This is a genomic window from Arthrobacter glacialis, from assembly GCF_002909445.1.
GTDB lineage: Bacteria > Actinomycetota > Actinomycetes > Actinomycetales > Micrococcaceae > Specibacter > Specibacter glacialis.
This window is the reverse complement of record NZ_PPXC01000009.1, coordinates 138993-152246: the sequence shown is the minus strand read 5'-3', so window position 1 is coordinate 152246 and position 13254 is coordinate 138993. Positions and strand designations below refer to the sequence as shown.

The 13254-nt window shown below is 61.8% G+C and carries 12 protein-coding genes; 1 reads left to right on the top strand and 11 read right to left on the bottom strand.

Features of this window, described 5'->3' with window-relative positions:
• Positions 1-25 precede the first annotated feature (25 nt).
• The 11 genes from CVS27_RS12940 to CVS27_RS12890 form a co-directional block, all read right to left on the bottom strand.
• Positions 26-775 carry a TetR/AcrR family transcriptional regulator gene (locus CVS27_RS12940; protein WP_133162930.1) on the bottom strand — a complete coding sequence of 250 codons (750 nt, stop codon included), beginning with the start codon at positions 773-775 and terminating at the stop codon, positions 26-28.
• Positions 776-910: 135 nt separating this feature from the next.
• Positions 911-1678, bottom strand: a complete 768-nt coding sequence (locus CVS27_RS12935; RefSeq protein ID WP_279325116.1) for a triose-phosphate isomerase family protein — start codon at positions 1676-1678, stop codon at positions 911-913.
• Positions 1679-1749: 71 nt separating this feature from the next.
• Positions 1750-3099, bottom strand: coding sequence for an MFS transporter (locus CVS27_RS12930; RefSeq protein WP_103466152.1), 1350 nt, complete (start codon positions 3097-3099; stop codon positions 1750-1752).
• A gap of 192 nt (positions 3100-3291) precedes the next feature.
• Positions 3292-4071, bottom strand: coding sequence for an SDR family NAD(P)-dependent oxidoreductase (locus tag CVS27_RS12925; protein WP_103466151.1), 780 nt, complete (start codon positions 4069-4071; stop codon positions 3292-3294).
• 36 nt (positions 4072-4107) lie between these two features.
• Positions 4108-5085 (bottom strand): 3-hydroxyacyl-CoA dehydrogenase family protein, encoded by a 978-nt coding sequence (locus tag CVS27_RS12920; RefSeq protein WP_103466150.1) that lies wholly within the window; start codon positions 5083-5085, stop codon positions 4108-4110.
• A 2-nt stretch (positions 5086-5087) separates the two neighbouring features.
• Positions 5088-5576, bottom strand: a complete 489-nt coding sequence (locus CVS27_RS12915) for a ribose-5-phosphate isomerase (RefSeq protein WP_103466149.1) — start codon at positions 5574-5576, stop codon at positions 5088-5090.
• A complete protein-coding gene (gene dhaL / locus CVS27_RS12910; protein ID WP_103466148.1) occupies positions 5573-7315 on the bottom strand; it encodes a dihydroxyacetone kinase subunit DhaL in 1743 nt (580 codons plus the stop codon). Before dhaL ends, CVS27_RS12915 begins: the two co-directional genes overlap by 4 nt.
• Positions 7316-7330: 15 nt before the next feature.
• Positions 7331-8353, bottom strand: coding sequence for a sugar phosphate isomerase/epimerase family protein (locus CVS27_RS12905; RefSeq protein WP_103466147.1), 1023 nt, complete (start codon positions 8351-8353; stop codon positions 7331-7333).
• A 358-nt stretch (positions 8354-8711) separates the two neighbouring features.
• Complete coding sequence (locus tag CVS27_RS12900; protein ID WP_103466146.1) at positions 8712-9395, bottom strand: GntR family transcriptional regulator; 684 nt, start codon at positions 9393-9395, stop codon at positions 8712-8714.
• A gap of 86 nt (positions 9396-9481) precedes the next feature.
• Positions 9482-10231, bottom strand: a complete 750-nt coding sequence (locus CVS27_RS12895) for a TetR/AcrR family transcriptional regulator (protein ID WP_133162930.1) — start codon at positions 10229-10231, stop codon at positions 9482-9484.
• A 60-nt stretch (positions 10232-10291) separates the two neighbouring features.
• Positions 10292-11449 (bottom strand): ROK family transcriptional regulator, encoded by a 1158-nt coding sequence (locus tag CVS27_RS12890; protein ID WP_165788304.1) that lies wholly within the window; start codon positions 11447-11449, stop codon positions 10292-10294.
• 97 nt (positions 11450-11546) lie between these two features.
• Between CVS27_RS12890 and CVS27_RS12885 the strand changes: the two genes are divergently transcribed.
• On the top strand, positions 11547-13175 hold the full coding sequence (locus tag CVS27_RS12885) for a beta-N-acetylhexosaminidase (protein WP_103466143.1): 1629 nt from the start codon (positions 11547-11549) through the stop codon (positions 13173-13175).
• The last annotated feature ends 79 nt before the right edge of the window (positions 13176-13254 follow it).

Genomic DNA, 13254 nt, shown 5'->3' with positions numbered 1-13254 from the left:
GCCTGCCTGCAGGCGGCCGCGGGGGCTACGGTTTTTCGGCGACTGCGCGAACGCCCTGGGAAGCGTTGTAGATGAGCTGAAAAGCTACGTCGCTGATCCGCTCGGTGTCGTGCCTGGTCCCGCTCAGCAGGGCATCGAGCATCATGTTGTTGACGCCGCCCACCATGGAGACGGCCGTGAGCCGCGCACCTTCGAAGATTCTCGCGGCCTCCACAACGCCCAGCCTTGCCGTGAGCTGTTCCTGCCCATGCACGGGATCGATCCCGCTCAACAGCAACAGCAGCTGCAGCGACTCGTCGGCGAAATCACTCATGGATTGGTGGCGTTTGGCTTCCAGTTCGGGCGAAACACCCACCACCTCCACCAACATGATCCGTGCATGGCGGGGGTCGTTGAGCATGAAGTTAACCACCGCTTCCATGCCCGCCCGCGCTGACGCCAACAGATCCATACCCGGGGCCTGGAGGGCGCCGGCTATTTGTTCCGTCAACAGGGCGTCCAAGTGGTTAAACACCGTGCCAAGCAGGTGTTCGCGCGACTCAAAGGACTCGTAGAAGTATCTCTCGCTGAGACCGGCGCTCTTGCACAAGGTCTTGATCTTGGCACCGGAGTACCCCAGGGTGCCAAAGACTTCCACGCCTGCGGCAATTAGGCGGCGATGCCGTTCCATGGCCCGCTGTGAAGATTCAAGCCCCGAGTAGCGGCGCCCCAACAGTTCCCCGACATTGGCTCCAACCGGGGGTTCAAGGTGTTGCTCAGGACTGGACTCACTCACCCCATTAGTCTAGTTGACGCCCGGCACATACCCAGCTACAAACGGACCCCATCCGTCCACTCACAACCGCCGCCGCGAACGAACATTGTTGGCGGTGTTGAGCATCCGAGACCGCCAGCTGATGATCGTTCAACATCACGGCCGGGCGGGCGTTGACTCCGCAGCCGCGAGCGCCTCATCCAGGACTGCACCAAAGTTCTTTGCGTCGTGAGCAAACCGGCCAAGGAACAGCCCCGATACATGGGCCAACTCGGGCAGAAGTCCGGGCTTGGCCGAACCACCATAAATGATGGGCAGCGACCCCAACCCATGCCGGCCCAAAAGAGTCCGCAGGGCCTGAACCACAGCAGAAATATACGCGGCCTGTGCCGGTTCTTCAGCGCCGATCGCCCACACTGGCTCGTAGGCGATGATCATTGAGGCCGCCGCATCCCAATCGTCACTTGCTGCGGCAATTTGCTCGTACACAACCGCCGCAGCGTCCGCAGGCTCCGCGCGTTCTAGCTCCCCGACGCAGAGCAGCGGCTTGATCCCTGCGGCCAACGCAGCCGTGACCTTTCTGGCCACCATTGCGTTGTCTTCATGAAAGTGCCGACGGCGCTCGGCATGCCCGAGTTCCACCAAGGTGACCCCCAGCTCGGCGAGCATCGACGGCGCCACCTCACCCGTCCACGGACCGTCATCCCACCCAGCGTTCTGCGCACCGAGAACCAGGGCCGAACCGGAGATAATTTCCGCCGCGGCAGGCAAGACCGGGAACGACGGGATGACAAACGGGACCACCCGCCCGGCTGCCAGAGCCGGACGGGTGTCAACTTCGTGACGCACTGCCCGCAACCAGCGCTGGCTCTCGGCGTAGCCCATGTACATCTTGGTACTGACGCCGACGTACAAAGGTGTCACTTGGTGAGTGGAGTCTGCGGGACTGTATTGCGTCACAATATTTCTACTTTCACGAAACTGGTTGCTGCGATCTACTTCTCGAGTAGGTCATCAGCCTTGCTCTTGAAACGGCGGGTGCCCCACATCATCAGCGCCGCCACGAATGGCAGTATGCCCAAGGCAACAATTCCCATGGCGCCAGATTCGGAGGCAAACGTTTCATTGATGCTGTTACGCATGATCGGTGCCACGAAACCACCCAGATTGCCCAGGGAGTTGATGAGGCCGATGCCTGCTGCGGCGGCCGTTCCCGTGAGGAACGCCGTCGGGTATGACCACGTGATGGGGCCAATGGCCAGGAAGCTGCACACAGCCAAGGTGATGAAAATAATGCCCATCGCCGGCAGGTTGTTGGCCCCGGCCCACGCCGACCCGATAATGCACAGGCCGGTGGAGACGAACAGCCAGGTCCCAAGCACCCGACGTCGAATAACCGTCGTGGCGTACCTGCCGATGAGGATGCAGGCAAACATTCCAAAGAACCACGGCACTGCCGCGAGCAGACCAACAGCCATGCCCACTTTTTGGCCGGTGAGCTGCGCGACCTGTTGCGGAAGGTAGAAGGTCACCCCGTAGACGGCAATCTGCAGGCAGAAGTAAATGATGGTGAAGTACCAAACACGGCCGTTGGTCAAAGCCGCCCGGACACCTGAGGGCCCGGATTCCTTCTTGATGGTGTCTTCTTGATTCATGGCTTCCGTGAGCGCGTCCTTCTCATCCTGACGGAGCCATTTAGCCTTTTGTGGCCCGTCGATGAGAAGGAAGAACGCAAAGATACCGGCGATGATCGCCAGGGACCCTTCAACGAAGAACATGACCTGCCAGCCGTGGACACCGGGGACTTTGTCACCAATGTTGATGAGCCATCCCGAGAGCGGCGACCCGATGACCTGCGAGAACGGCTGGGCCAGGTAGAAGATGGCGAACATCTTCACGCGGTGCTTGTTGGGGAACCATTCGGCCAGGTACATGATGACGCCAGGGAACAACCCGGCCTCGGTCACACCGAGCAGGAAGCGCAGGGCAATGAATGAAGCGTCGCCCTGGACGAAGGCGAAGCAGGCGGAGACGATGCCCCAGGTGATGGCGATGCGGGCCAGCCAGAATTTTGCGCCAACCTTCTTCATCATCAAGTTGCTGGGGATCTCAAAGATCGCGTAACCGATGAAGAAGATACCGGCGCCTAGAGCATATGCTCCGGAGGAGATGCCCCGATCGGCCTCCAGTGCAGCTTCTGCGAAGCCAACATTGGTGCGGTCCAGGAAAGCGACAATGTAAAGGATGACGAGCATCGGCATGAGCCGGAAGGTCGCCTTGGAAATTGCTGATTTCAGGGCCGGTGATTCCAGCGCCTTCTTTTCTTGCTTTAGTTCAACAGTCATGGGGAACTCCTCATTGAGTCAAAACCTTGAAAACTTCGTCTCTGACGCGTACTGACATGCACGCCGATGGGCTTGGTTAGCGCGGGTAGGTCATCATGACGATGGCGACGCCACAGATGACGATTCCGACTAAGAGGTATAACTTGCGTGCCATGCTCCACTTGGTAGAGTTCTCGTTATTCATGTGCTCTCCTAGTGCATGTACAGGCCGCCATCCACATTCAGCGTCTGCCCGGAGATGTATCCGGTGTCCTCGCTGATCAAGAAGTGGATGGCTGTGGCGATGTCGCGGGTGGTTCCCACCCGGTTGACGACCAGGTCCTTGACCAGGTCGTCCTTGCGTTCGGGCGAAAGTGTTCCGCCCATGATGTCGGTATCAATGGGGCCCGGAGAGATGGCGTTGACAGTAATGTCATACGGGCCCAACTCGCGGGCGGTGGAACGGGTCAATCCAATGACGCCAGCTTTAGCAACGGAGTAGGGCGTCTTGGAGAATGTCCCGCCCCCACGCTGTGCCGAAACGGAGGAGATGTTCACGATCCGGCCGATCCGATTCTTCACCATGGTTTCGGCGACGCGACGGGTGGCGTAGTGGACGCCGTTGAGGTTGATGCCAATCACGCGGTCCCATTCGGCTGGTTCCAATTCCAGGTACCCGACGGGCGAGCTGACGCCGGCAACATTGGCCAGCGCAACAATCTGCGGCAGCTCTTCCTCCAGCTCGTCAATGGCGCTGCGAACGGAGGCTTCATCACCAATGTTGGCGCCAACGCCGTGAGCCTTGACCCCGAACTCGGCAGCGACGGAAGCGGCAACGCTCTTGCAGGCGGCGTCGTCGAGATCAATGATGCCAATGTTCCAGCCGTTTTCGGCCAGATAATTCACGGTGGCCCGGCCGATGCCGCGTTCGGAGACGGCACCGGTGACAATGGCGGTGCGTTCTGCGGGGAACTTTACTGCGGTTTCAGACATGGTTGCTCCTAAGAATTTGTTGTGCCGGAGTGCCAGTTAGTGAATGGGAGCGGGGCCGAGGTCTTCGAGCAACGCCGACATCGCAACGTAGGCCTTGTTGCGGTACGCGATGAGTTCGGCCGTCCGCTCGGCCGGGACGTTCAGGAAGCCGGCGCCAGTCTTGGTACCCAGCTTCCCGGCGTCGACCAGGTCAGTAAGGATCTTCGGCGTGGCAAAGCGCTCCGGGAATCCGGTCTGCAGGGACTTGTAGCAGAAGTCGTAAACATCCAACCCGGCCATGTCGGCAATGGCGAAGGGGCCAAAGAAAGGCAAGCGGAAACCGAAGGTCGTGCGGACCAGGGTATCGACGTCGTCGGCGGTGGCAATCCCCTGCTCGACCAACTGCGCAGCCTCATGGAACAGCGCATACTGGAGCCGGTTCAGGACAAAACCAGTGACGTCCTTGACGACGGCGGTCTGCTTGCCCGTTGAGTGGACCATGTCACGCGCGGCACCAACGGTGGCACTGGAGGTCTCAGCGTGAGGGATGATTTCCACGCCGGGAATGAACGGCGAGGGGTTGGAGAAGTGAACGCCAAGGAAGCGTTCCGGGTTGATCACGGGCTCGGCCAGTTCGGCGATGGAGATCGTGGAGGTGTTGGAGCCGATGATGGCGTCGGGCCGGGCGGCGGCACTGATGCGTGCCAGCGTTGCATGCTTGATGGCGAGCACTTCCGGGACGGCCTCTTCGATGAAGTCCGCGTTGGCGACAGCTTCCTCAATGTCCTGGGCGGCCCATAGGTTCTTGCGCAGAGTCTCGGTGGCACCTTCGGGGAACAAACCGTCGGCCACGAACTGATCCGACTCAACCAGCAGGCGCTCGTAGTTCTTGGCTGCAATTTCGGCCGAGACATCAGCGAGTGCCACGCGGGCACCACCCAGTGCCAGAACCTGGGCGATTCCGCCGCCCATGTATCCTGAACCCACGACGGCGAACTGCAGCTGCTTTTCGGTGTTTTCTACGTTGTTGCTCATGATCAGACTGCTTTCGTGTAAGTGGGTTCGTAGGAACAGATTGCTTCGACTTTTTCCGCCGACGCCGATTCTTCATCAAAGGTGTAGGACAGCCATTCGGTGACCAGTTTCTTGGCCAGTTCCAAACCGATGACGCGCTGGCCCATGGTGAGCACCTGGGCGTTGTTGCTGAGCACAGACCGCTCCACGGAATAGCTGTCATGTGCTGTGACAGCACGGATTCCCGGCACCTTGTTTGCAGCAATGGCGACCCCCAGGCCGGTGCCACAAACCAACAGCGCCCGGTCAGCTTCTCCGTCAGCAACCTTACGTGCCGCATCAACGGCAACGTGCGGGTAGGCCCGGGAATCGTTGCTTCCCACCCCAATATCCACCACAGAATGGACACGGGGATCAGCCTCAAGGAGTGCTAAGAATGCGTTCTTGTATTCGACGCCGGCCTCATCGTTTCCGACGACAATCCGGTAACCAGTTGCTTGCGTGGCGCTCATGCTCGCGTCCCACTTTCCATTAGTTCGTTGTCAAGGTGTTGACCCAACCGCTCCACAATCAGGCCGAAGGAGATGGCGCCAGGATCGGGGTGTCCAAGGCTTTTTTCTGCCAGGGGCCGGGCGCGGCCCTTCAAGGGACGTAGTGCTGACGTGGCGTTGGCCGCCTCCTGGGAGACGACGGCGGCGCCCTTGAGTGCTTCCACCACCGATGTTCCGGAATCAAGGGATGCGATGAAGGCGTCTCGGAACGGCAGGATGGCATCCACCATGGTCTTGTCCCCCGGTTCGGCCTTGCCGAGGGTGGTGATGGCGTCCGCGAAAGCTCCCACGGCGACGGCGGCATCCTTGCTGGAGTAGGAATCCCTGTTCCCCAGTGCGGTTGCGGCGGCGATAAAGGCCGTTCCCCACAGTGCACCGGAGGTTCCGCCCGCCTTTTCGGACCACGCCTCACCGGCGGCGGTCAGCACGGCGGCAACCGAAGCGCCGCCCTCAAGAGTGGCCGTCTTTTGTGCCGCCGCGTTGGCGGCGTCAACGCCACGGCGCATGCCGATCCCGTGGTCGCCGTCGCCGGCAATGGCGTCCAGGTTCCCCAATGCTTCTTCGTGTTCCATCACCACATCGCGGATGGCCGAAACAGCTGTCACTGCATGCAGGCCCAACTCGGCGGCTGCCGGCGTCGGGGTTTCCATTTCGGCGGCTTCAGCCTGGACTTCCTCGGCCACGTTGCGCTGGGCACGGGGAGCCAAATTACCCTTGCGGAAGGCCGGCGTGTCAGCCGGTGCGGCCCAGTATTCCTTGAGCTCTTCATCAAGCCACAGCAGGGTTAGGGACAGCCCGGACATGTCAAGGCTTGTTACCAATTCGCCACATTCGGGCTCCACAACGCTCAACCCTGCAACACTCAGGAGCTTCTCCACCTTGCCAAAGAGGAGGAAGAGCTCGTCATATTTGACGGTTCCCAACCCATTGACGATGGCGACAACTTCAGTGCCAGCGTCGTCGGGCTTGTCGGCCAGCAGCCGCGAAACCAGCAGTTCCGCCAGCTCGGACGCCGTCGGCATGGGGTGTTCGGAGATACCAGGCTCCCCGTGGATACCCAGCCCCAAGGCCATCTTTCCGGCGGGAACATGGAAGAGCGCCTCATCCGCACCGGGCAGGGTGCAGCCATCAAACGCCACGCCCAGTGAACGCGTCCGGTAGTTGGTCTTGATGGCCAGACGTTCGACGTCGTCAAGGTTCAGGCCCGCTTCAGCGGCGGCACCGGCAATCTTGAAGACTGTCAAGTCTCCGGCAATGCCGCGGCGCTTTTCCCACTCATCGATGGGCGCGCTGGCAATGTCATCCGTCACCAGCACGGTGCGAGTTTCAATGCCCTCAGCGTTGAGCCGCACCTGAGCCTGACCAAAATGCAGGACGTCACCGGCATAGTTGCCGTAGCTGAGCAGGACGCCACCGTTCATGGCGGCGGCCTTGGCCACCCGATACACCTGCCCGGCGGACGGGGAGGCAAACATGTTGCCGCAGGCCGATCCGGCAGCGAGGCCCGCCCCCACCAGGCCAGCGAACGCCGGGTAGTGGCCGGATCCTCCACCAACAACGAGGGAAACTTGTCCCGGGTTCATCTCGGTGGAGCGAACCACGCCGCCATCCACCCTGGCGACGTAGTTCCGGTTTGCGGCAACGAAGCCGTCGAGGGCGTCGTCAGCAAATTCTGCCGGATTGTCGAATATCGAAGTCATGATTCCTTCTTGGCCCTAGGCGTTGAGCAGTGCTGTGGATGACTGGGCCGAGGACGCCAAGGGAAGCTGACGGCCTTGGGCCACCTGGCTGGTGCCCAGAACGTAATCCTCGGTTTTCGGCAATACCTGTGAACGGAGGTATTCCTGGTTGCTGGCCGTGACGCTAAGACCGTCTCCGCCGTAGTGCTCCGTGCAGATGATGCCCTGGTAGCCCACCGAAAGGGCCACCTTAAAGGCTTCGCGGTAGCTGATCAGGCCGCTTTCCATGGGTGCCGGCATGGCTGTGTAGTTGCCGCGGGCCACGTTTTCATCGCGAATGTAGTTTTTGACGTGCCAGTAGTTCGCGTACGGCAGGGTCTTGGCCACTACTTCACGCCAGTCCTCAATGGGACGGTGCAGGCGGATGAGGTTTCCAATGTCCGGGTTCAGCCCAACGTTGGCCAGATCGATGTCCTGGACCAGCTGTACCGAGGAGTCTGCGGTCCCCAGGTAGGTGTCCTCGTACAACTCCAAGGACAGGAGCAGGCCGGCGTCGGCTGCATGCTGACCGAGTTCGCGGAGGCGGGTCACGGCCTTGTTCCAGGTGTCAGTATCGCCCACCGGGTCCACGTGTCCTTGGACTGTCCAGAACCACAGCTGCTTCTGCTGCTCAGCAGTCAGTGCCTGGTGGAGGCCGAAGGACACCACTTCACAGCCCAAGGCGGCTGCGGCGTCGATGGTGCGGTGGCTGTAGGCCAGGTTGTCTTCCCAGTTGGCCTCGTCGATGACGCTGCGACGAATCGCGGAGATGACCGGAATGCCGATGCCCACGTGGTCAGCTGCTGCCTTGAATTCCGTCAGACGGGATTCGCTCAGATCGCCGGGGCGTACCCAACTGTCGGTGAGGTCGGCGTTGGCAAAACCAGCATCCTTGACCTCTTGGAACACGTCGACCCAGGCCGAGGACTGCGCATCGTTGATGTGTACGCCGGCGGTGCTGGTGCCCGGGAACTGCAGCAGGGCCGCGGTGATGGGCCAGTTTTCTGCTGTGTAAGCCATGTCTTTCACTCCCTTGTGATGAATCCTGTTTCCTATAGGATCTACTATCGTGAAGAGCGGCGGATATGTCAAGCGTCACAGTCTCGGAGGTTGTTGAGTGCGTTGAATCCGTTCAGTTGGACGCGTCAGAGCGGACGGTGGTGGCTGCCCCGGCCTGGAAAAATCCGGGCCAATCTGCGGATTCCGGGGCCTTGAAAGCCATCAAAAGCCCATTTCCGGGCTAGAGCTGGGCGCCAGCGTCACGGCCGCGTCACAATTCTTTTTCGTGAGGGCCGGTGAGGGCCAGCTCCGCCGTGGCACAGCAAAGCCCGCCATGGAACGTCACATGGCGGGCTGCATTTTTAGGCTTCGGGCGCGTTTAGGCTTCGGGTGCGTCAGCCATCGCTCGGGCGCGGACATTGGAGACATGCTCGGTCATCTTGGCTGCCGCTTCAACCGCGTCACCGGCGCGGAGCGCGTCGAAAATCGCGTGGTGCTCCGAGATCGCATGATTGGCGTCAGTGATGCCCACGCCACTGAACAATCGAAAGCGTTGCACCTGGCCACCCAGGGCGTTGTAGGCCGCAAGTAAAAAGGGGTTCCCGGCATTCTCGGCGATCAGCCGGTGAAAGCGCTCATCGGCATCAAAATAGTCCCGAAACTCCGCGAAAGATGGGCCCCGCGGCGCTGTTTCCAGGTCATGGATGGATTGTTCCAGAGCAGCCATCGTCTGCTCCGTCATCCTTTCGCTGGTCAGCCTTGTGTTGACGGGTTCGATGACCAGCCTGGCTTCCATCAACTGGGCCAGTTCCTCCGCCGTCGACACAGGCGCCACCTTGTAGCCCTTGAGCGCCACGCGTTGCACCAGCCCGGTGTGTTCCAACCGTGCCAACGCTTCCCGTACGGGCGTGGGTGAGACCTCCAGGGCACGGGCAGTTCCATCGATACTGACCGAGTCACCCGGCATTAGTCGCCCATCCATCAACGATTCCAAGATCTCGTCATAGACGTGGTCTGCCAACACTTGGCGGTTGACTGCGTGAGATCCGTTCGATGACTTCATGTGGCAAACCCTATAGGATTGCCACCCACTTGGCGGAATTGGTATCAGTGCCCACGAATACCCACCCGCGCAGGCGGCCGCGGGGGCTACGGTTTTTCGGCGACTGCGCGAACGCCCTGGGAAGCGTTGTAGATGAGCTGAAAAGCTACGTCGCTGATCCGCTCGGTGTCGTGCCTGGTCCCGCTCAGCAGGGCATCGAGCATCATGTTGTTGACGCCGCCCACCATGGAGACGGCCGTGAGCCGCGCACCTTCGAAGATTCTCGCGGCCTCCACAACGCCCAGCCTTGCCGTGAGCTGTTCCTGCCCATGCACGGGATCGATCCCGCTCAACAGCAACAGCAGCTGCAGCGACTCGTCGGCGAAATCACTCATGGATTGGTGGCGTTTGGCTTCCAGTTCGGGCGAAACACCCACCACCTCCACCAACATGATCCGTGCATGGCGGGGGTCGTTGAGCATGAAGTTAACCACCGCTTCCATGCCCGCCCGCGCTGACGCCAACAGATCCATACCCGGGGCCTGGAGGGCGCCGGCTATTTGTTCCGTCAACAGGGCGTCCAAGTGGTTAAACACCGTGCCAAGCAGGTGTTCGCGCGACTCAAAGGACTCGTAGAAGTATCTCTCGCTGAGACCGGCGCTCTTGCACAAGGTCTTGATCTTGGCACCGGAGTACCCCAGGGTGCCAAAGACTTCCACGCCTGCGGCAATTAGGCGGCGATGCCGTTCCATGGCCCGCTGTGAAGATTCAAGCCCCGAGTAGCGGCGCCCCAACAGTTCCCCGACATTGGCTCCAACCGGGGGTTCAAGGTGTTGCTCAGGACTGGACTCACTCACCCCATTAGTCTAGTTGACGCCCGGCACATACCCAGCTACAAACGGACCCCATCCGTCCACTCACAACCGCCGCCGTGGCAGCGCAGCTGAAAGTTCCAACACATCGTTGTGGAAAGAGTCACGGGCACGGGCCACCGCACCGAGCATCACGGCATCGGCACCCACGGCCGAGATGTGCAGTTCCGGTTCAAACATGCCTAGGCGTGCCACAGCCGCCCGCAGCGGGCGCACCAACAGCTCCCCGGCACCAGCCATGTCCCCACCCACACTGATGGCTTCCGGATCAATTGCCAGCGCAAGGGCCGCAATCCCGTTCGCCACACCATTGGCAAAGTCCTCGATGGCAGCAACGGCCCACCCTTCGCCCTGAGCGGCACCCGCCACGACAGATCCAACAGGGTCGACGGCGTTAGCCGTGCCTGCAGCGCTGGCCAGGGCAGCCGCCGCTGCGGCCCAACCTAGACTCCCCAGTCCACCAATTTCACCCGCTGCACCGTGATGGCCCCGCATCACCTTCCCGTCAACAAGCAACCCGGCACCCATCTGCTGCCCTAAGATCACGTGGACTCCGTTGTCCATCCCAGCCAGCACCCCACCGGCCGCTTCGGCGGTGGTGGCCAGCCGCGCGTCGTTGTCCACATGCGTCGCCGCCGGTTGCAGGAAGGTGGCAATGTTGCCCATGGTTCCGCTCGCAATCCAGTCCGGCACCACCACCGAATGCACCAGTTCCCCGCCGCGGCTGACAATGCCCGGCACCCCGATCACGGCAGCAATCACCGCCGAGGGCTGCACGCCGGCCTGGGCAAGGACTTCGCTCACGGTGTTTTGCACCGCGGATTCGGCGGCGGCCCCCGCGGCGATGTCCAGCCCGCCATGGCGCACGCTTGCCACCGTTTCTCCCTGCAGGGTGGCCAGCATGGCATGGACCTGCCGCGGCCCTAGGTCGATCCCCAGCAGGTACCCGGCATCAGCACGGAACTGATACAGCCGTGCCCGGCGGCCGGCCTTGTTGGGCGTGGGCGCCGGGCTGCTCTCCCCCACCCAGCCTTCGGCCAGCAAATCCACCAGCGCGGCCTCCACGGTGGGCCGCGTCAGCCCCAACCTCCCCGCGAGTTCCGTGACACTGTACTGCCGGCCCGCTTCCACCAAGGCAGCCAGCAGGGCTCTGGAATTCAACCAGCGCAGGGTCTTGGGTGAGTTGATTCCGAGGCGTTGCATGGTGCCGGCCTTTCTGGGAGCAATCCAACGAGCATTATGAAATACTCTATTGCAATAGCGATTGAACTTCTCACGCCAGCCACGAAGGAACCGTCTCATGCCGTTCACCGCCCTGCCGCTGCTGCCCCTCCCCGTCCACGAAGAGCACGCGGCCGGTGAGTTCCTGCTGAGCGCCGCCACCACGCTTTCCTGCACGCCGGGACTGGAACCCGTGGCGATCGGCCTACAGAACGCGCTTCGCCCGGCCACGGGTTTTCACTTGATGTTCGACGCCGGCGACGCCGACATTTCCCTCCTCCTTGACCCGGGGCTGGGCCAGGCGGAGTACACACTAGAGGTCTCCCCCGGCAAGGTTGAGGTGCGCGGCGGCGATGCTGCGGGAGTCTTTTACGGCTGCCAGACGTTGCTGCAGCTGCTGCCTGCCGCCATTTTCCGCACCGCTCCTGTTGCCGGGGTGCGGTGGGCTGCGCCCGCCTGCCGCGTGGCGGACAAACCCCGTTTTGGGTGGCGGGGCACCATGCTGGACGTGGTGCGCCACTTCATGCCCAAACGAGAGATTCTGCGGTTCATCGACCTCATGGCCATGCACAAGCTCAATACCCTGCACCTGCACCTCACTGACGACCAAGGCTGGCGCGTGGAGATCCTGCGCTACCCCAAGCTGACACAGATCGGCGCCTGGCGCCGCGAAACCCAGATGGACGCCGGCACCGATGCGGGCTCCGACGGCCGTCCCCACGGCGGCTTCTACACCCAGGACGACATCCGCGAGATCGTGGCCTACGCCGCGGCCCGCTTCATTGACGTGGTTCCGGAAATTGAAACCCCAGGCCATGTGCAGGCAGCCCTGGCCGCCTACCCGGAACTGGGCGTGCAAGGACATGCCATGGAGGTTTACACGCGTTGGGGCATCAACTACAACGTGCTGAACGTGGAGGATTCCACCGTGGGGTTCTTCAACAACGTCTTTGACGAGATCATGGACTTGTTCCCCGGCACATACATTGGCATTGGCGGGGACGAATGCCCCAAGGACCAGTGGCTCGCCGATCCTCGCTCGGTGGAGCGCATGACCGAGCTGGGGCTGGACCGGGTGGAAGACCTGCAAACCTGGTTCATTGCTCAAATGGACAAGCACATTTCTGCCCGCGGGCGGCGTATTTTTGGCTGGGATGAAATCCTTGAGGGTGACCTGGCACCCACGGCCACAGTTGCCTCCTGGCGCGGCATGACAGGTGCCTTGAGCGCTGCCCGGCGCGGCCACGACGTTGTCTGCTGCCCTGACAATCTGGCGTACTTTGACTACAGGCAGTCGGAGCTGGCAGCGGAGCCCATCCCGGTTTCGATCCCCCTGACCGTAGCCGACGTGTACGGTTTTAACCCGGTACCGCCGGGGCTGAGCCCCGAGGCGGAGCACCACATTCTGGGCGGGCAAGCGAACCTGTGGACCGAGTACATCGACTCCCCCCGCATGCTGGACTACATGGCGTTCCCGCGGTTGTGCGCCATGGCCGAGGTTTTGTGGAGCACCCCTGAGAAGAATTTGCCGGGCTTCTCCACGCGTTTGGAGGCGCACTTGAGCCGGCTGGACGCAGTAGGGGTGGAATACAGGCAGTCCGCCGGCCCCCTACCGTGGCAGCAGCGTCCAGGCATCAAGGGCCGGCCGGAGACAGTGGCGGAACGGGCCGCCCACATTGCCAAGATAGTGGCCTCCATCGAGAGTTAGCCAGCCGGCGGCACTCCCGGCCGGGAGGTCGGCACCCATGGTGTGTGCCGCCGTCGTACCTTGGGTGGGAAGGCGTGGC

Coding starts and splice junctions, on each gene's coding strand:
- CVS27_RS12930 (WP_103466152.1), bottom strand. CDS start 3,099: ATGACTGTTGAACTAAAGCAAGAAAAGAAGGCGCTGGAATCACCGGCC.
- CVS27_RS12925 (WP_103466151.1), bottom strand. CDS start 4,071: ATGTCTGAAACCGCAGTAAAGTTCCCCGCAGAACGCACCGCCATTGTC.
- CVS27_RS12920 (WP_103466150.1), bottom strand. CDS start 5,085: ATGAGCAACAACGTAGAAAACACCGAAAAGCAGCTGCAGTTCGCCGTC.
- CVS27_RS12915 (WP_103466149.1), bottom strand. CDS start 5,576: ATGAGCGCCACGCAAGCAACTGGTTACCGGATTGTCGTCGGAAACGAT.
- dhaL (WP_103466148.1), bottom strand. CDS start 7,315: ATGACTTCGATATTCGACAATCCGGCAGAATTTGCTGACGACGCCCTC.
- CVS27_RS12905 (WP_103466147.1), bottom strand. CDS start 8,353: ATGGCTTACACAGCAGAAAACTGGCCCATCACCGCGGCCCTGCTGCAG.
- CVS27_RS12900 (WP_103466146.1), bottom strand. CDS start 9,395: ATGAAGTCATCGAACGGATCTCACGCAGTCAACCGCCAAGTGTTGGCA.
- CVS27_RS12890 (WP_165788304.1), bottom strand. CDS start 11,449: ATGCAACGCCTCGGAATCAACTCACCCAAGACCCTGCGCTGGTTGAAT.
- CVS27_RS12885 (WP_103466143.1), top strand. CDS start 11,547: ATGCCGTTCACCGCCCTGCCGCTGCTGCCCCTCCCCGTCCACGAAGAG.